We start from the raw sequence: 18720 nt of genomic DNA, 5'->3' as shown, positions 1-18720 counted from the left end.
TTAAGGCTAACAGGGAATGGAAAGGTAACTTTAAGTTTATAAATTTTCAATGATTGTTTGAAAGAGTAGTGTGTATGTTAGAGATATGGTGTAAGTGTAAATTCTTAGGAAGGAAATATTTCTTAGAAGTTATGTATTTGAAAAGGAACTGCTTATTTCTATTTTACAAAGAATTGTGCGATAAATAAAATAAAATGAATCGAAATCTTTTTGAACAATTTTTGTCATCTCGAATATATAATTAGGAAGTATATTACGATGATAGTTAGAAATATTGACTCAAAGTGCTAACGAGATATAATAAAACCTAGATATATCTTTCAAAAAGAAGAATACATATTTATAGGATGAAAAAATTCAACCTATTATTTTTTATAGCTTTTAGAAAACGCTTACAATTGGTGTGGAGGGGAAACCATGTCTAAGTTCACAAAGTATTTTTTAATGGAAGCTAAAGATGTGATTGCATATGTGAAAGAGAAATTATCTAAGTTTGAACATGCAAAGGGGCTAAAGTGTAAAGAAATAGGTGATGGCAATTTAAATTATGTGTTCCGCGTTTGGGATGAAAAAGAGAACATGTCTGTCATCGTAAAGCAAGCTGGGGATACAGCTCGCATTTCAGATGAGTTTAAGTTGTCGACGAATCGTATTCGCATAGAATCAGATGTTTTGCAGTTAGAGGATGAGTTAGCACCTGGACTTGTTCCTAAGGTGTATTTATTTGATAGTGTGATGAACTGTTGCGTAATGGAAGATTTATCGAATCACACAATATTACGTACAGCACTTATAAATCATCAAATATTTCCGCGGCTTGCTGACGACTTAACTACTTTTATGGTAAATACACTTTTATTAACATCGGATGTTGTAATGAATCATAAAGAGAAGAAGGAACTTGTGAAGAATTATATAAATCCTGAATTATGTGAGATTACAGAGGACCTCGTATATTCAGAACCATTTACAAATCATAATAAGCGTAATGAGTTATTTCCTTTAAATGAGGGATGGATTAGGGAGCATATTTATAGTGATAAAGAGCTTCGTATGGAAGTAGCGAAACGTAAATTTTCTTTTATGACGAATGCACAGGCGCTTATTCATGGTGATTTACATACTGGTTCTGTTTTTGTAAGAGATGATTCTACAAAGGTTATTGATCCTGAGTTTGCTTTTTATGGACCTATGGGATATGACGTCGGGAATGTAATGGCGAATTTAATGTTTGCTTGGGTGAATGCAGATGCAACGATGCTACCTGGAGCTGAGAAAGATACGTATATGGATTGGTTACAAACTACGATGGTAGAGGTAATTGATTTATTTAAGAAGAAGTTTTTAGATGCTTGGGATATTCATGTGACCGAGATTATGGCGAAGGAAGAAGGCTTTAACGAAGCCTATTTACAATCTGTATTAGAGGATACAGCTGCAGTGACAGGTCTTGAATTAATCCGCCGTATTGTTGGATTAGCGAAAGTAAAAGATATTACTTGTATTGAGAATGAGGAAGCACGTGCTAGAGCGGAGCGAATTTGTCTTAAAGTAGCGAAGAGTTTTATTTTACGAGCGAATCAATATAGAACGGGTACAAGTTTTGTAGAAACGTTAAAAGAACAGTCAATGCACTACGCGGAGTAAGGGGAGAATATGATGGAAGAGCAATTAATACCAATTCAGTGGAAAGATGATGCCTTAGTTTTGTTAGATCAAACGTTATTACCGAATGAAATTGTTTATGAATCTTTTAAAACAGCTGAAAGTGTGTGGGATGCCATTCAAGTAATGAAAGTACGAGGTGCACCAGCGATTGGTGTTTCAGCAGCTTATGGAGTGTATTTAGGGATAAAGGAATTTGCTGAAGGTACGGAAGAAGGATTTATGGATGAAGTAAGAAAGGTATGTACATACTTGGCGACATCAAGACCGACTGCCGTAAATTTATTTTGGGCACTTGAAAGAATGGAAAGTGTAGCGACAGATAATATTCATTTATCAATCTCACAGCTGAAAAATAGATTACTAGAAGAGGCAAAAGAGATTCATAGAGAAGATGAAGAAATTAACCGTCAAATTGGAGAACATGCATTAACATTATTCCATGATGGAATGGGAGTATTAACACATTGTAATGCTGGTGCGTTAGCGACGACTAAGTATGGTACTGCGACGGCTCCAATGTACTTAGCGAAAGAAAAAGGATGGGACTTAAAAATCTTTTCGGATGAAACACGTCCAAGATTACAAGGGTCAACGTTAACGGCATTAGAACTACAGCGAGCGGGAATTGATGTTACTGTCATTACGGATAATATGGCAGCTATGGTCATGTCACAAGGGAAGATTGACGCTGTAATTGTTGGATGCGACCGTGTGGCAGCGAACGGTGATATAGCAAATAAAATTGGAACATTAGGCGTATCTATTTTAGCGAAATACTACAACATTCCGTTTTATGTAGCGGCACCAACGCCGACAATTGATTTAAAGACATCGACAGGAAAAGAAATTCCGATTGAAGAAAGAGATGCTTCTGAAGTGATTAATCGTTTCGGACAATATTCAGCTCCGACAGAAAGTAAAGTATATAATCCGGCATTTGATGTTACTCCACATGAAAATGTAACAGCGATTATTACAGAAAAAGGGATTGTAAAGGCACCGTTTACGGAGAATTTAAAAAAGTTATTTCAATAAGTAGATAAATGTAAAAGTCAGTCATCATAAGCTTCATACTTAGGGGGATGTATATGTTATTACAAAAAGAAAGAGAAGAAATTGTAGCGTATGGAAAGAAAATGATTTCTAGTGGTTTAACAAAGGGAACGGGCGGTAATATTAGTATCTTTAATCGTGAACAAGGTCTTGTTGCGATTAGCCCAAGTGGTTTAGAGTATTATGAAACAAAGCCTGAAGATGTAGTTATATTAAACCTAGATGGTGAAGTAGTAGAAGGAGAGAGAAAACCATCAAGTGAATTAGATATGCACCTTATTTACTATAGGAAGCGTGAAGATATAAATGCGCTTGTGCATACACATTCTCCTTACGCGAAGACGATTGCGTCATTAGGATGGGAGCTTCCGGCTGTGTCATATTTAATTGCTTTTGCAGGCCCGAATGTCCGCTGTGCGCCGTATGAAACATTTGGTACGAAGCAATTAGCGGATGCTGCTTTTGAAGGCATGATTGATCGCCGAGCTGTGCTACTTGCAAATCACGGTTTAATTGCTGGTGCAAATAATATAAAAATGGCGTTTACTGTTGCAGAAGAGATTGAGTTTTGTGCTCAAATTTATTATCAAACGAAAAGCATTGGGGAACCAAAGCTATTGCCAGAAGATGAGATGGAGAATTTGGCGAAGAAGTTTGAAGGGTATGGGCAGCAGTAGAATGAAACAAAGACACCCTCAAGAAAAGATCTTGAGGGTGTCTTTTACGCTTTTTTAAGCAACAAATACATAAAGTAAGGAGCCCCAATTAAAGCAACGACAATACCTGCTGGAATGCCATTAGGATCAACGATATTTCGTCCGATTGTATCTGCTAATAATAATAGCCATCCGCCGATTAAAAGGGCGATAGGCATGAAAATTTGATGTCTTGGACCTACTAAAGATTTCGCAATATGAGGAGCCATTAATCCGATAAAGCTAATTCCTCCTGTTACGGAAACAGCTGCAGCTGCAAGTGCAACGGCTGCAACTAATAAGTACCTGCGTTCTTTTTCAATTTCAATTCCAACGCCAATTGCGACTGGTTCGTTTAATGCTAAAATGTTTAATCGATTTGCTTTATAGAAAATAAACGGAATGAATACGATTAACCATGGGAGCATTGCTAAAACGAAGATCCAGTCATCTCCCCAAATATTTCCGGCAATCCATTTTGAAATAAAGTCTACTTTCATACGATCCGCGGATGAAATAAGGACAATCATCGTTCCAGATAGTGCAAATGCAAAACCGATACCGGTTAATGTTAATCGGATTGGTTGAAGTCCAGTTGATTTACTATATGAAAATACGTAAATTAGAACAGCTGTCAGAAATGCTCCGATAAATCCAACTACAGGTAGTAAGTAAAGAAATGAACCTACATCTATTGGAAAGTATAAAAAGAAAATAGCAACAGCAACACCGGCCCCAGAGTTAATACCAAGAATACCAGGTTCAGCTAAATCATTTCGGGTAATTCCTTGCAGAATAGCCCCTGATAAAGCGAGAGCCATACCAGCTAATAATGTAATGACAATTCTAGGTAGTCTTAAAGAGTATAAAACAAACTCCTCTTTAAAAGTCCCTTGCCCCATTAATGTTGGGAGTAGTCGATCATAAGATAAAGACGCTGAACCAAGTCCCATTCCAACTACAATGGTTGTGATGATTACTATAAGTAAAGCGAGTATAATGAGACGCTGTTTTCTTAAAATAGATTGCATCATGAGAATGTTTTTCCTCCTTTACGTACAATGAATAGGAAGAATGGTAACCCTACAATCGCAACAATTGCCGCAACTGGTGTTTCGTATGGAGCGTTAATAGTACGTCCGATTGTATCTGCAAGTATCATAAAGGAAGCTCCAGCAATTGCTGACATCGGTATAACAAATCGGTAATCTGGACCGACAATTGGGCGTACCATGTGAGGTACCATTAAGCCGATAAATGCCATATTTCCAACAAGCGCTACAGATGCACCTGCAAGTAAGATAATAATGATAAATAAAATAGTTTTAATAACAATAATTTTTTGACCTAGTCCAATAGCCACTTCCTCACTGAAACTAAGAACTGTCAATTTTTTTGCTAGTAAGATAGCGATAAAGATACTAATTGAAATGACTGGAATAATAATTTTTAATTGGCTCCAAGTTGTTCCAATTACGCCCCCAGCAGTCCAAAGTGATACATCTTGTGAAATTTTAAAGTAAATGCCGATTCCTTCTGAAATTGCGAGTAGAAATGCTGAAACTGCAGCGCCTGCTAATACAATTCGAAGAGGAGAAAGGCCGCCTTTTTTCACCATACCAATTCCAAATACCATAATTGCGCCAATTGCCGCACCGATAAAGCAAGCTAATGTTAAGTAAAGATAGCTGATGGAAGGGTTGAAAGCAAGTGTCAGTGCAAGCGCAGCATTTGCTCCACCAGATAGCCCTAATAATCCAGGATCCGCAAGTGGATTTCGTGTTAATCCTTGCATAATTGCCCCAGAAACGGCTAATCCAGCTCCTACAAAAATAGCAGCAACTTCACGTGGTAAACGTATTTCTCGAATAATAGATATTTTGTCTCCTTTAGCGGAGGAAGTGAGTGCTAACCATACATCTTTTATCGAAGTATCTGCAGCACCTAATACCATTGCAACCATAAAAATAAGAAAGAATGCAATTAAGCTTAAAATTAGTTTGTATGTAAAAGCTATAGAACGTGGATTGTCATGATCTTTTGTCATTCGTTTCACATCTTTTCTGTTCATAGAATAAAGGAAGAGGAATTCTTAAATTAAGAATTCCTCATGTTTGTATTATTTACCAAGAAAGCTCTTCTTGAAGAAGTCTAGTTGGAAATCTAATGTAAGTGGATCATTGAAATAGAATTCCATCATGTTTGCTTCATATACGCGATTATTTTTTACTGCTGGGATGTTTTTATATGATTCTGTCTCTTGGAATGAGTTATCAGTATCTTTGTTTTTACTTACGATTAAGTAATCACCAGCAAATTCAGGTAATACCTCAGTAGATAATGCGTAGTAACCTTCTTTTAATGCTTTTTCTTTTACTTTTTCAGGCATTTTTAATTTCATTTCTTGGTACAGGATTTCTGTTCCACGGCCCCAGTTCTCGCCGTATACATAAAGCTGTTTGTTGAAGTTTTCTACAACAGAAACTGTTGCATCTTCACCGATTTTTGCTTTAATTTCTTTACCAGCTTCTTGTGCACGTTTCTTGAAGTCATCAACCCAAGTTTTTGCTTCTTTTTCTTTATTTAATAACTTACCGATTTCTAAATGCTGTGTTAAGTAATCAACTTTTCCGTAAGTGTATGTTACAGTAGGCGCGATTTTCTTTAACTTATCGACATTTTTAACATTTGATAAACCGATGATTAAATCTGGATTTAGTTCAGCGATTTTTTCAACATTTTCATCAGATACTTCAGCAACATCTTTAAGTTTGCTATCAAAACGTGGGTTTTGTTTAGACCATGAATCTACTCCAACAAGATTTACACCTAATGACATTACGTTACCAGCGAATGATGATAATACAACAACGCGTTTTGGATTTGCAGGAACTTCTACTTTTTTACCATCTTCAGATTGGTATGTAATTGTTTCTGATTTGCTACCTTTTGCATCGTTCTTTTTGTCTGTAGAGCTATTGCTACAAGCGCTCATAACAAGAACGAAAAGGACTGTTAGTGAAATAAATAACTTTTTCATCGTCTTTCTCCTTTAACATAGATGATATGTGTATACAATAATTTGTTTAACTGCAATCTTTTTGAAATAGTAGTGGTAATGCAAAATAATTTATTAAAAATCTTGAATATGAGATTTTATAATATAGTAATAACCATATTAATGAAAGAAGATGTAATCTCAAATTTGCTAATTATTAACAAAATGATAATGATTATCACTATTGATTCTTTAAATAATATAATTTTATATAGGTGTATTGTCAATAGTAATTTTGATTGTAAATTTTGCGGAAACAGGTTATATTTTATTGAGAATGATAATCAACGATTAATAGCTGAGGAGTGAGCACGAATGAATCGAGAAGAATTGTTTGATGTAACCGTGATAGGCGGAGGACCTGCAGGGCTTTATTCAGCTTTTTATAGTGGACTCAGAGAAATGAGAACGAAAATAATAGAATTTCAACCACATTTAGGTGGAAAAATACATGTGTATCCGGAAAAAATGATTTGGGATGTAGGAGGACTATTGCCAGTTACAGGTGATAAGTTAATTGAACAACTTGTACAGCAAGGGTTAACATTTAAGCCGGAAGTTGTATTAGATACAAAAGTAGAATCGATTATTCGTAATCAAGATGGTACTTTTACATTAAAAACAAGTACTGGCGAAGAACACTTTTCAAAAACAGTTATCGTCGCAACAGGAAGTGGTATATTGAAACCGCAAAAGTTATCTATTGAAGGTGCTGAGCGATTTGAAGTATCGAATTTAAATTATACAGTTAAATCTTTAAAGCGTTTCAAAGGTAAAACAGTTATTATTTCCGGTGGAGGCAATTCTGCTGTTGATTGGGCAAATGAATTGGAACCAATTGCGAAAAAAGTGTATGTAACCTATAGAAAAGAAGAATTATCTGGTCATGAAGCACAAGTAAAACAACTTATGAACAGCTCAGCGGAGTGTTTCTTTAATACATCGATTACAAAATTAATTGCTGGTGATAATCATGAAGCGATCGAATATGTAGAATTAACAAATCATGAAACAGGTGAGGTTTCTCACTTACCTATTGATGAAGTTATTATTAATCATGGATATGAACGCGACATTACATTATTAGAAAATAGTGAGTTAGACGTTGCAATTATAGATAATTATTATATTGCAGGTAATGCAAATAGTGAGTCTTCAGTAGATGGATTATATGCTGCTGGAGATATTTTAAAGCACGAAGGGAAACTACACTTAATTGCAGGTGCATTCCAAGATGCTGGAAATGCTGTGAATAAAGCAAAGCAATTTATCCAACCAGATGCAAGTGAGTACGGAATGGTTTCTTCTCATAATGAAGTATTTAAGAAGAGAAATCGCGAACTGATTAAGCAGATGATAAAATAATAAGGAACAAGTATACCCCCACATACTTCTCTATTCAAATGGATGAGAGATGTACGTGGGGGTTTTCCTGTTTACTATATTTTCAATCATTATAATGACACCGGTTTCATCAGTTCATATGATATGAACATTTTTATTGGTAAAGCATCTTAGAAAACAATTTAGCTATGTTTTGCTTACGCAGAACATGGCTAAATTAAGCTGTCCCTTTAGCGCGTTCATTAGGAAATGGCATATTTAGTATAGAAGCAATATATTGTTTTCCATGTTTTCGAGCCAATGATTCTAATATTTGACGGACGCGTTTTGTAAGATGACCTTGTTTTTGGATGGCTTCACAATATGCGTCATAGAAGGCATATTTAGCCCAAAGGAAATCATCTTGTTGGAATAAGAAATGATTTTTGTACCATTCACCAATTGTATGATAACAATTGTTTTCATGTATTGCTGTGCTTTGAGAAAGAAAACGATCAGATAAAGATACATTCAAATGAGAAATTGTGTTTTCTGTTTCAACTTGTAGTGTTTTTTCTAACATTGTAATGATGTGACGAGTAGCCATATGTTAACTCTCCTTTGTGTAAATGGGTAATACCATTCTATATTTAAAAAATTCTTACTATATAATACTATACAATATATGGAATGCATCTACCTGCTTTTTGAACTGCATTTACAAAATCTTTTTTATTTGTTTACAAAAATAAAGTAAAGTAAGATACAGTATAGATGAAAAAATAATAAAGGAATGAACGCATTGTATATAACAATAGAAGAGACTGCGGAGTATTTGAATTTACCAAAATCGTATATTGAAGAGTTAATTCAGCAAAAGAAAATTCGTGCGCTATTCGATGGAGAGCAATATTTAGTAAATAAAGAACAATTCAATACGCATTTAGAACAAATGGAGAAATATAAGCAATTAGTGGAAGAAATATTGAACGAACCAATTCCAGAAGATATGGATGTTAAAGACGAAGATTAAACTATGGGAAATCCCTTATGAAGATATGCAGAAATGTATCTTCATAAGGGATTTTTTGTTTGAAGATATCAAAAACATAAGGAGTTCTTAGCCTTTCTTCAAATTTTGATAGGTAGTAGTCTACCATGTTAAAAGCATATTTTTTTCTAGCTAGGACAAACATAGAGAACGTAACCTGTACAGATACATATACTATCAGTGCAAAAGCTTATAAATTAATGGAAGGGGTTTTCTCGTGAGTTTATTTCATTGTGATTTTCTGAAAGACTTAATTGGATCTTTTGTGAGAGTAAACAGGGGTGGTCCAGAATCTCAAAAAGGGACAATAGTCGCTGTATGTTCGGATTACTTTGTATTAAAGAATGAAAAAGGAGAGCTCTATTACTATCAGATTCGTCATCTGAAAAGTATTACAAAAAATGTGAAAGATTGTAAAGCAGATGATTGCAGATGGTTGGAATGTGAATGTGAAGATGACTTTGAAAAGTTACTTCAAAGCTTCAAATATTGCTGGGTGAAAATTAATCGTGGTGGCCCAGAGAAAGTTGAAGGTATTTTACAAGATGTTTCTTGTGAATTTGTGACACTAATTGTAAAAGAAGAAGTTATATTAGTTGCAGTATCTCATATTAAGAGTGTAACAGTACCTTGTAGAGAGAGCGAAGAAAGCGAAAGTGAAAGCGAAAGTAATGATTCAGGTCGAGCTCGCGCACAAAGACAGTCAAGAAGAGGAAGATAATAAGAAAGGAGGATACAAATTTGGAAAGTATATTATGCTGTGAACAAATTAAAGGCTTAGTCGGTGAGACTGTAAAAGTAAATCTTCGTGGACCAGAGAGTCGAGTGGGGGTACTTGTATCGTTAGGAAGAGATTACCTTACATTACAACTTCCTCTTGGTGAATTAGTATATTACCAATTGAAACATGTGAAGAGTCTAGTTAAGAAAGTGAAAGAAAGTAAATGTGGCGATGGCTATGTTTCATGTTTCTGCTCTGATGATGATACTTTCGTCGATGTATTACGTGACTTGAAGTATAAGTGGGTAAAGATTAACCGTGGCGGCCCAGAGTGTGTAGAAGGCCTATTAAGTGAAGTGCATGAAGAATGTATTACGCTAGTAAACGGTGATGAAGTTATTTATATCATTAATTATCATATTAAGAGTGTGAGTCAAGTAGTGAAATGTAAAAAGAATGAAGATGAATAATGTTTAATAAATAAGAGGGGCATTATGAGGGAAAGAGAAGAACAATTTCTTATTTCGATAGTATGAAAAGGAATTACTTACTATTAAGACAGAACATTGCCCTGATTATTTTTTTGAAACGGAAGATAGGAAAGCTGAAATTCATAGGAAGGAGGATATAGATGAATGAGTTAAACAAAAGTATTGGGGAAAATATATATGTTAAATTAATCGGTGAAAAAAGGTTTAAAGGTATATTAATAGACGTAGGAAATGACATTATTGTTCTTTACAATGGACAAGACTATGTATATATATCTTTATATCATGTACAATACTATAAATTTTTAAGACCACATGACGAAGACATACTAAAACCAGATGTTGATTCTGTAATTAAGAGGGAATCCCCTTCAATTTCTTTGAGAAAAGTATTAAGTACTTCTAAAGGGATTTTTACAGAAGTTTATGTAGCAGGAAATGCTCCAATACATGGTTATGTTACAAGTGTGATGAACGACTATATTGTTTTTTATAGTCCGGTTTATAAAACGGTATATATATCTTTAAAGCATTTAAAATGGTTAATTCCGTATAAAGAAAACCAAGTACCGTATGCCCTCAATAAAAATGAACTCCCCGTAAATCCGTTAAATATTACATTAGCTAGAACATTTGAAGAACAGCTTATTAAAATGACTGGGAAAATTATGGTGTTTGATTTAGGTGAGGAGTCCAATAAAATTGGAAAAATGGCGAAAATTGATGAAGGTCATATTGAAATATCAAAAGCACGTGATGCAAAAATGTATGTGAATATTCAACATGTAAAATCCGTCCATTGTCCGTAGATTAGTTGGAAGGGCTGACTTTTTCTTTTATATGCAGAAGAAAAGGTCGAGCCTATTTGTTTTAGTTTAATTTGAAGATGAGGGGAAAATGAATTGAATATAAGCATAGTATAGTGTGATTTTTTAAAAGGTAACTTTGCACTAACTTATAAACATTGTGTACGAGCTATCTTATTATATATTCAATTTATTTTTTGAGGAGGAGCTGCTCAACTAATTTATTAAAGGGGTTTTGTTTGTGGAGCAGTTTCCGAATTCGTTATCAATTACATTGCTTGGTAGTGCTGGTGGAGCAGCAAAAGCAGTTTTAGCAATTTTAAATCAAGCGATAGCAAATGAAAAAGATCCAATTTATGAAGTATTAAAGAATGCTAAATTTCATTTGGTGGATATAAAACAAAAAGATAGGAATTATTACGATGAGTTGTTTTCGAATTTGAAAGATCAATTATATTTATATGAAATAAACCTTCAAAATGTAGTGGAATTTAAAAAACATTTAAAAGAAAAAAGAACGAGTGTTGTGATTGATGTTTCAGGGGCAGATACAATTAGAGTATTAAGCTGCTGTAATGAACTAGGAATTTGTTATATTAATTCAGCCTTGGAAAATGAGGCAGTAGATCAGGACGATAGCTTAATCGGTTTTCAGCTTACGGAAAGATATACAAGGTTTGAGAAGGAGAAAGAGAAATTTACAAATACAAAAGCGATTATAGGTTCAGGTATGAATCCAGGTGTTGTTCAATGGATGGTTGTTGAGCTTATGAAGGAACGACCAAATGAAAGGCCAAGAGCATGTTATATTGTAGAACATGACACATCATTTTTGAATGATACAGCACTTATAAAGCCACATACACTTTATGCTTCATGGGCAGTAGAGCGATTTTTAGATGAAGCGATCTGGAGTTATCCGATGTATATGAGTCATCATCGTCCTCTTTACTTTTATGAAGATGTATATTCTTCAGAGTATAAAGTGAAGTTAGGAGAAAAAGAATTCTATGGTTGTTTAATGCCACATGAGGAAGTATTAATTTTAGGGAAAAACTTCAATATGGAAGTTGGTTTTCTTTATCGAATTAATGAGTATACAACAAATATAATTAGACAGAACTTAGATCAAGTAGAAGATTTATGGAACTGGAATCGTAAAGTGTTTAATCCAGCGGAAGAAGAGGTTGCTGGAGAGGACTTGGTCGGTGTGTTACTCGTTTATGAAAATAGTGAGGCATATATGTATAATGTGATGAATAGTAGCCAAGTTTTTCGTAAATATAAAACGAATGCAACGTATTTTCAGGTAGGGTGCGGGATTTATGCGGGCTTGTCCAGTTTACTTTTAGATCAATTTGAACAAGGTGCTTATTACGTCGAGGAGTTGTTATTAAATACAGAAAGTAAGTACGGTGAGTATTTAAATTTATATATGAAGGATTTTGTAATGGGGCATAATAATTTTACGGATGGATTGTTACATGACAGGGTAAGATGGATGTAAGTTGTTACCAAAAGGAAGGAGAGATCTCCTTCCTTTCAGTATTATAAGGTTAAATATTGCCCTGAAAGCAATTTCATACTTATACTTTAAGGAGATAACAATGAAAGTTTTTTGTATCGATCAAGGGGAGTTTTTATATGAATAAATACAAGAGCTTGATTTATGAAGAAAGAAGAGCCTTAAAGGTATTTATATTATTATTTTATATTATATTCTTTTTATATGACGCTATATATTATTTTGTATATCCTGCTATGAATATTAGTGGAACAGCGGTAGGGTGGCCAGAAGGTGGTCTTGGGGTAGGTGTGCCTATATTTGTAATAGCATTATTTCCTATTTCTATATATCTTCAAAAAAGAGGGTATGTATATTCTGTAAAATATTTATTTTTATTTGGGTACATGTTTATCAATCTTGTGAATAATTTAATGATTTATTTGCGAACGGATAGACCTTTTGAACATGGCAGTATGGTAGAAATGTTATTAATTTTATTTGCCCCAGTTTTCGTGAATAAAAAATACTTTTATTTAGTGTCCTTTAGTGTAATTGGAAAGTACGTATTTTTCACATTGCTATTACAAGATTTAAAAGTGATAATTCCACTTGTTTTATGTGTATTTTATTTCATTATTTCACATTCTTTATTAAAACGATTTCAATCTTATGTAAGAACAGTGGTTGAAATGATGAACAATATGAAAGAGACGGAAAATTTAGCTGTGATTGGGACTATGTCTACAACAATTGCCCATGAAATTCGAAATCCGTTAACAGCGTTAAAAGGGTTTACGCAAATGCAAAAAGAAAGAAACCCAACTGATACGATGAGCTACGACATTATGCTACAAGAAATTGAAAGAGTCAATGGATTTGTTAGTGAATTGATGTTGTTAGGAAAACCAAAGCCAACAAATTATGAAAGGTGTAATATACGAGACATCCTTCTATATGTTGTGCATCTAATGGAAAGTTATGCAACGCAATATAGAGTTAAATGTCATTTACAAGTAGATGGGAATTTACCGGCTATAAACGGTGATGATAAGCAATTAAAACAAGTGTTATTAAATATCATTAAAAATGGAATAGAATCAATGCCAGAGGGTGGAGAAATTCATATCCGTGCATATCAAAAAACGCAAGGACATTTGTGTATTTCTGTTGAAGACCAAGGATTTGGTATAGAGAATGAGAAGTTAGAAAAAATCGGCAAGGCGTTTTACACAACAAAGGAGACTGGTACAGGACTTGGATTAATGATTACATATAAAATTATTAAGGAACATCAAGGGAGTATCACGATCCAAAGTAGTGTAGGAGTAGGAACGAAAGTAGAAATTTTTTTGCCTACCTTTTAATGTATTGGGAGAAAAGATTTTTCAGAAAAGTGTTCTTGTTGTGTAAATATAAACATTTTATAAAATGTTTCAAGAAGGGTTTTTTTTATAAAATACTTCGTTTATAATGGAGGAAAATATCGACATGAGATTGATTGCTCATGTAGCGGTTCAGTAGTGTTATGAAAAGATAAGAAGGGGTGCACACGCATCCTTTTTTCTATGCAGATATTATGAAAGAGGTGGTATGATGGAATTAACATTAAATTCGACTGTATGTTTACACACGATTCAATTTCGAAAAGAGCAAAAGAATTATATTGTAAAAGATACAATTACAGGAGAAAAATATGAAATGCCGCCACTTTGGATTGATGCATTGGCAATGATGCGTGACGGTTTTTTATTGGGGGAAATTGAGGAGAAATTAAAAGAAGAGTATCCATCCGAAGAAGTGAATATGTTAGCATTCACGAGGCAACTGTTAGAACTAGAACTTGTTGAAATGGTAGATGGAGAAGAGATAGCTTGCACAAAGAAGAAAGAGATAGATTGTTTAGCTTGGGTGCGTCCTCGTGTGGAACAATTCTTTCTTAATTTAAATAGAAAATATAGAAGCAAAGACCAGTAGTGGCCTTTGCTTTTTTTATAGGCTGTGTTTAAAAAATAACAGCAAATGCTCTTGCGAAAGCACCGTCACTATTTTTAATTTTTAAAGGTGCTGCTGAGAAAAAGAAACGTTTTGCTTCGATAGCATCTAGATTTGTTAAGTTTTCAATTAAGTAAATATCATTCCCTAGTAATATGTGATGAATCGGTGATGTTTCTGTTGTGACTTCATCAGGAGAAATGAAATCTAAACCGATAGATTTTACTTTTAATCGCACTAGTTCTTTAGCTAATTCTTCAGAAAGATAAAATGCTTCCTTCTCATAAGCTTCTGTATTCCATTTTGTGGATAGATTAGAATGAAAAATAACAATATCTCCTTCTTTTATATCAGCATCGTGCAGTACTTCTTTAGGTAGTTTTCGTTCTTGTACATGAGTTACATCAATAAGAACAGCTTCACCTACAAATTGATCCAGCGGTAATTGATCGATGGTCGTTGCGCCTGAAATAAAATGCGCAGGAGCATCACAATGCGTGCCAACATGAACGACAGAATGAAAATCTGTAACTTGATAGCCTGATTCTTCAACACTTGTAACAGCTTCTAGTTGTATTTTAGGTGTTCCAGGAAATTGAGACATATTATTTTCAAATGTTTGTGATAAATCAATTACTTTCATTTTACATACCTCCAATATATGTTTTTCAAATAATAAAAAGCTCATCCTTCAGTATCAAGAAAGATGAGCTTTACATGCTAGTTGAGTTTTATCTTCCAAAATGCATTGCATTTTGCAGGAATTAGCACCTATTCAGTTTGTATAAACTGAGGTTGCTGGGCTTCAAAGGGCCGGTCCCTCTGCCTCTCTTGATAAAGAAGTATTCAGTTTTTAAAATCGGAATTTTCCGATAGTTAAATTGTAATTCATTTCCTTTTTGCGTGCAATACAAAATAGGTATTCACCCAAATAAAGCTGCTCGCATATTGTAGCTTATGTAAATAGAATGCTGCGAAGGAGTGAGTGCAGTGACAGGAAATGTATTAAATTATTATGCTGGTGGTAATACAGCTAGGGGATTTCACAATTTATACGAAGAGAATTTAAAAGGATTAGACAGATTATTTATCTTAAAGGGTGGCCCAGGAACGGGAAAATCTTCTTTAATAAAGGCAATAGGTCGTGAATGGATTGAAAAAGGATATGATATTGAATTTTTACATTGTTCTTCTGATAATAAATCGGTTGATGGTGTAATTATCCCAAAATTAAAAGTAGGAATTGTTGATGGGACATCGCCGCATGTTATTGAGCCAAAAATGCCAGGAGTTGTTGAAGAGTATATAAATTTAGGAATTGCTTGGGACTCAGATAAACTAAGAAAGCAGAAGTTAGAAATTGAAAGATTTGTTTCAGAAGCAAGCAAAGCTTTTCAGTCTGCTTACGCACGTTTTAAAGAGGCATTGGTTATACATGATGAGTGGGAGAAGATATATATTGATAATATAGATTTTAATAAAGCAAATGAACTAACCAATCAGCTAATCCAGAAATTATTTGCAGATAAAAGCGGGAGACAATCGCTTATAAAACATCGTTTTTTAGGAGCTGCTACACCGAAAGGAGCAGTTGATTTTGTTCCTAATTTAACAGAAGGGTTACCACATCGTTATTTTATAAAAGGGCGCCCAGGCTCTGGAAAATCAACGATGCTCAAAAAGTTAGCTAAGGCAGCTGAAGAAAAAGGGTTTGAAGTTGAAGTATATCATTGCGGATTTGACCCGAATAGTCTTGATATGGTTATCGTAAGAGAATTAGGATTTGCAATTTTTGATAGCACCGCACCACATGAATATTTTCCAAGTCGCGAGGGTGATGAAATTATTGATATGTATGCCCTTATTGTTACGCCAGGGACGGATGAGAAATATGCGAAGGAAATTCGTGATGTCTCCATTCAATATAAAGCAAAAATGAATGAGGCGATGTCTTTCTTAGCGAAAGCAAAATCGGTTCGTGATAAATTAGAACGAATTTATATTGCTGCTATGGATTTTTCAATAGTAGATGCATATAAAGAGGAGATTCAAAAAGAGTTTGAACGAATGGCTGCTACTGTAATTGAAAAGCAACAATAGACGTTTCATTAGGCTGTCAGTAATTTCTGACAGTTTTTTTAGTATGTAGTAAAATTAATAGTGTATTGTCGAATTTCCAAGGAAATAATCAAAAAATGGAGATGTTATGAAATGAGAGAGAAAATCGAGTTGGAGTTAGAAAGAATTGAAAAAGAGAATGATGTAAAAATTTTATTTGCGGTGGAATCAGGGAGTCGTGCTTGGGGGTTTCCATCGAAAGATAGCGATTATGATGTTAGGTTTGTTTATATACATCCGGTAGAATGGTATTTATCAATTCATGACAAACGAGATGTAATTGAATATCCAATTAGTGATGATTTAGATATAAGTGGTTGGGATATTAAAAAGGCGTTGCAACTATTCGCGAAGTCGAATCCTGCTTTACTTGAGTGGATTCGATCACCAATTTTTTATTCGAAAAACTCTAATTTTCCAGAACTACTTCAACAGATGAGTGAGAAGAATTTTGATCCAAAAGCAACGATATATCATTATTTACATATGGCGTCGAAAAATTATCGTGAATTTTTGCAAGGTGAGAATGTAAAGCTGAAAAAGTACTTTTATGTATTACGTCCCATTTTAGCTTGTAAGTGGCTAGAAGAGAAAACGACTTTACCTCCTGTAGAATTTGATCGATTAATTACAGAATTATCATTAGAACGTAGCGTATTAGATGAAATTGAAAAGTTGTTAATAAAGAAAAAAGCAGGTACTGAATTAGATATTGGATTGAAAATTAAGGTGCTAAATCAATTTTTAGAAGAACAAATTCATTACTATCAGCAATATGTAAAAGGAATTGAAAAGGGATTAGGAATCGATATTGAGAGTTTAAATACATTGTTTCGAGATATGTTGTTTGAAGCATATGAAAAAGAGCACAAGTAAGTTTGTGCTCTTTTTATTTTGTAGGAATGAAGAAAACAGATATAGCTGCGATAAGACCTGCAAAGGAGAATAAGTAAAAATTCCATGCTAAGTCATATTGCATTGTCATAATAATACCGACGAGAATTGGGCCAGCAATTGCACCAACTCGGCCAAGCCCCAGTCCCCAGCCTAAGGAGGTAGCTCGGATATGTGATGGGAAGTATTGTGTTACATATGCATTTAATATTTGAGTAATACCGACTGATCCAATACCAGCAAGGCCAATTAAAAGATAAATGATTGTAACAGATGGTTTGATTGTTAATAGTCCGATACATATGGCTGCCATAAGATAAGAGATGCTAATAACAATTTTTGCGCCTATACGATCAGCAATTGCTCCAGCAAATAATGCGCCGATAGCTGCGGTAATATTTAGCATAAGTAGAAAAGACAGACTAGATCCAAGAGGATATCCCGCCTGGCGCATCATCTGTGGTAACCAAGTGTTTAAACCATATATTAAAAACATTCCCATTATATAAGTGATCCAAAAAAGTAGTGTTGCTTTTATATATTCTTTTGAGAATAAAGTGAAAAATCCATTTTTCTTTCGTATAGTAGATGGAGCTTGATGAGTTTTATTTTTTATATGAAATTCAATTTGAAAACGATTAAGAATTTGGTTCACTTCTTCTTGGCGATTACGTGATAATAAAAATTGAATGGACTCGGGTAAATAGCGAATAATGAAAGGAATGAGGAGTAGTGGAATCATTCCGATACCAAACATAATTCTCCATCCGAAATCTGCTAACATAAGCATGGACAAAATAGCACCTAACACGATACCTAAAGGATAGCCAGTAAACATAAGAGCATAAATAAAAGATTGCCTTTTTTTTGGTGAATATTCAACAGTAAGTGCTGAAGCTGTTGGGATAACACCGCCTAATCCGATTCCTCCTATAAATCGAGATAATCCAAATAACTCAGGAGAAGGAGCGATAGCCGCTAAACCCATTGTGATAGAAAAAAGTGCTAAACAGCATATAAGCGTCCATTTACGCCCAATTAGATCTGTAATCGTTCCAACTAGAATAGCTCCAATAAACATCCCAAATAAAGCATAGCTTGCAATTGTACCAGCATGCGCTGGTGATAGCGCCCAGCTTTTGTCTTCTAGGAGCTTTGGTAGAACGGCACCGTAAATACCTAAATCATATCCATCAGCTAAAATGGCTAGCCAACAAATAAAAACAACAAGTTTTGTAATAGAGCTTGGAAAGATAGTTTCTGTAGATTCTAGATGAGGTGGAGCTGAAGGTTGCATAATATTCACCCCTTTTAATTTGTAGATGAATATATTATTTTATTTA

19 protein-coding genes and 1 riboswitch are annotated in these 18720 nt (G+C 34.3%); of the genes, 13 read left to right on the top strand and 6 right to left on the bottom strand.

From position 1 onward, the window contains the following. Positions 1 to 417 precede the first annotated feature (417 nt). From mtnK to DN404_RS02055, 3 genes are read left to right on the top strand one after another with little or no spacing between them, the layout of a single operon-like run. Positions 418 to 1647, top strand: coding sequence for an S-methyl-5-thioribose kinase (gene mtnK, locus DN404_RS02065; protein WP_000033223.1), 1230 nt, complete (start codon positions 418 to 420; stop codon positions 1645 to 1647). Between the two features lie 9 nt (positions 1648 to 1656). Then, entirely contained in the window at positions 1657 to 2703 is a 1047-nt protein-coding gene (gene mtnA, locus DN404_RS02060) for an S-methyl-5-thioribose-1-phosphate isomerase (RefSeq protein WP_003269303.1), read from the top strand. A 53-nt stretch (positions 2704 to 2756) separates the two neighbouring features. After that, entirely contained in the window at positions 2757 to 3398 is a 642-nt protein-coding gene (locus tag DN404_RS02055) for an L-fuculose-phosphate aldolase (protein ID WP_000926554.1), read from the top strand. A gap of 44 nt (positions 3399 to 3442) precedes the next feature. Here DN404_RS02055 and DN404_RS02050 read toward each other — a convergent pair whose 3' ends face one another. From DN404_RS02050 to DN404_RS02040, 3 genes are read right to left on the bottom strand one after another with little or no spacing between them, the layout of a single operon-like run. Further along, a complete protein-coding gene (locus DN404_RS02050) occupies positions 3443 to 4450 on the bottom strand; it encodes a FecCD family ABC transporter permease (protein ID WP_000983753.1) in 1008 nt (335 codons plus the stop codon). After that, positions 4447 to 5487 carry a FecCD family ABC transporter permease gene (locus tag DN404_RS02045; protein WP_149214679.1) on the bottom strand — a complete coding sequence of 347 codons (1041 nt, stop codon included), beginning with the start codon at positions 5485 to 5487 and terminating at the stop codon, positions 4447 to 4449. The genes DN404_RS02050 and DN404_RS02045 overlap by 4 nt, the downstream gene beginning before the upstream one ends. 48 nt (positions 5488 to 5535) lie before the next feature. Continuing rightward, positions 5536 to 6456, bottom strand: coding sequence for an iron-hydroxamate ABC transporter substrate-binding protein (locus tag DN404_RS02040; protein WP_000732597.1), 921 nt, complete (start codon positions 6454 to 6456; stop codon positions 5536 to 5538). Between the two features lie 333 nt (positions 6457 to 6789). Here DN404_RS02040 and DN404_RS02030 point away from each other — a divergent pair, with 333 nt between their 5' ends. Then, complete coding sequence (locus tag DN404_RS02030; protein WP_001078298.1) at positions 6790 to 7839, top strand: NAD(P)/FAD-dependent oxidoreductase; 1050 nt, start codon at positions 6790 to 6792, stop codon at positions 7837 to 7839. A gap of 196 nt (positions 7840 to 8035) precedes the next feature. On the opposite strand, the gene DN404_RS02020 is transcribed toward DN404_RS02030, so the two are convergent. Further along, entirely contained in the window at positions 8036 to 8404 is a 369-nt protein-coding gene (locus DN404_RS02020) for a hypothetical protein (RefSeq protein WP_016121517.1), read from the bottom strand. A gap of 186 nt (positions 8405 to 8590) precedes the next feature. Between DN404_RS02020 and DN404_RS02015 the strand changes: the two genes are divergently transcribed. The 7 genes from DN404_RS02015 to DN404_RS01985 all read left to right on the top strand — a co-directional run bounded on the left by DN404_RS02015 (position 8591) and on the right by DN404_RS01985 (position 14347). After that, positions 8591 to 8830, top strand: coding sequence for a helix-turn-helix domain-containing protein (locus tag DN404_RS02015; protein WP_002025240.1), 240 nt, complete (start codon positions 8591 to 8593; stop codon positions 8828 to 8830). A 235-nt stretch (positions 8831 to 9065) separates the two neighbouring features. Continuing rightward, a complete protein-coding gene (locus tag DN404_RS02010) occupies positions 9066 to 9569 on the top strand; it encodes a spore coat protein (RefSeq protein WP_149214678.1) in 504 nt (167 codons plus the stop codon). Between the two features lie 20 nt (positions 9570 to 9589). Next, a complete protein-coding gene (locus DN404_RS02005) occupies positions 9590 to 10039 on the top strand; it encodes a hypothetical protein (protein ID WP_000443836.1) in 450 nt (149 codons plus the stop codon). Positions 10040 to 10200: 161 nt separating this feature from the next. After that, on the top strand, positions 10201 to 10869 hold the full coding sequence (locus DN404_RS02000; protein ID WP_001004268.1) for an LSm family protein: 669 nt from the start codon (positions 10201 to 10203) through the stop codon (positions 10867 to 10869). A 238-nt stretch (positions 10870 to 11107) separates the two neighbouring features. Next, positions 11108 to 12373 carry a hypothetical protein gene (locus DN404_RS01995; RefSeq protein WP_000434715.1) on the top strand — a complete coding sequence of 422 codons (1266 nt, stop codon included), beginning with the start codon at positions 11108 to 11110 and terminating at the stop codon, positions 12371 to 12373. A 137-nt stretch (positions 12374 to 12510) separates the two neighbouring features. Further along, a complete protein-coding gene (locus DN404_RS01990; RefSeq protein ID WP_001046095.1) occupies positions 12511 to 13737 on the top strand; it encodes an ATP-binding protein in 1227 nt (408 codons plus the stop codon). Positions 13738 to 13966: 229 nt separating this feature from the next. Then, positions 13967 to 14347 carry a hypothetical protein gene (locus DN404_RS01985; RefSeq protein WP_000424116.1) on the top strand — a complete coding sequence of 127 codons (381 nt, stop codon included), beginning with the start codon at positions 13967 to 13969 and terminating at the stop codon, positions 14345 to 14347. A 28-nt stretch (positions 14348 to 14375) separates the two neighbouring features. Here the strand turns inward: DN404_RS01985 and DN404_RS01980 are convergent, their stop codons facing one another. Next, complete coding sequence (locus DN404_RS01980) at positions 14376 to 15008, bottom strand: cyclase family protein (protein WP_149214677.1); 633 nt, start codon at positions 15006 to 15008, stop codon at positions 14376 to 14378. Positions 15009 to 15093: 85 nt separating this feature from the next. Continuing rightward, positions 15094 to 15206: riboswitch (SAM riboswitch) on the bottom strand. 149 nt (positions 15207 to 15355) lie between these two features. On the opposite strand from DN404_RS01980, the gene DN404_RS01975 reads away from it, so the two are divergent. Both DN404_RS01975 and DN404_RS01970 read left to right on the top strand, forming a co-directional pair. Further along, the gene (locus tag DN404_RS01975) at positions 15356 to 16465 is read left to right on the top strand and encodes a PRK06851 family protein (RefSeq protein ID WP_149214676.1); all 1110 of its coding nucleotides are present in this window, start codon (positions 15356 to 15358) and stop codon (positions 16463 to 16465) included. A gap of 111 nt (positions 16466 to 16576) precedes the next feature. Beyond that, the gene (locus DN404_RS01970; RefSeq protein WP_149214675.1) at positions 16577 to 17359 is read left to right on the top strand and encodes a nucleotidyltransferase domain-containing protein; all 783 of its coding nucleotides are present in this window, start codon (positions 16577 to 16579) and stop codon (positions 17357 to 17359) included. A gap of 13 nt (positions 17360 to 17372) precedes the next feature. Here DN404_RS01970 and DN404_RS01965 read toward each other — a convergent pair whose 3' ends face one another. Next, a complete protein-coding gene (locus tag DN404_RS01965; RefSeq protein WP_149214674.1) occupies positions 17373 to 18674 on the bottom strand; it encodes an MFS transporter in 1302 nt (433 codons plus the stop codon). Positions 18675 to 18720: the final 46 nt, after the last annotated feature.

It is taken from the genome of Bacillus sp. TE8-1, assembly GCF_008368855.1.
Lineage (GTDB): Bacteria > Bacillota > Bacilli > Bacillales > Bacillaceae_G > Bacillus_A > Bacillus_A cereus.
This window is presented reverse-complemented; position numbering and strand designations above follow the sequence as displayed.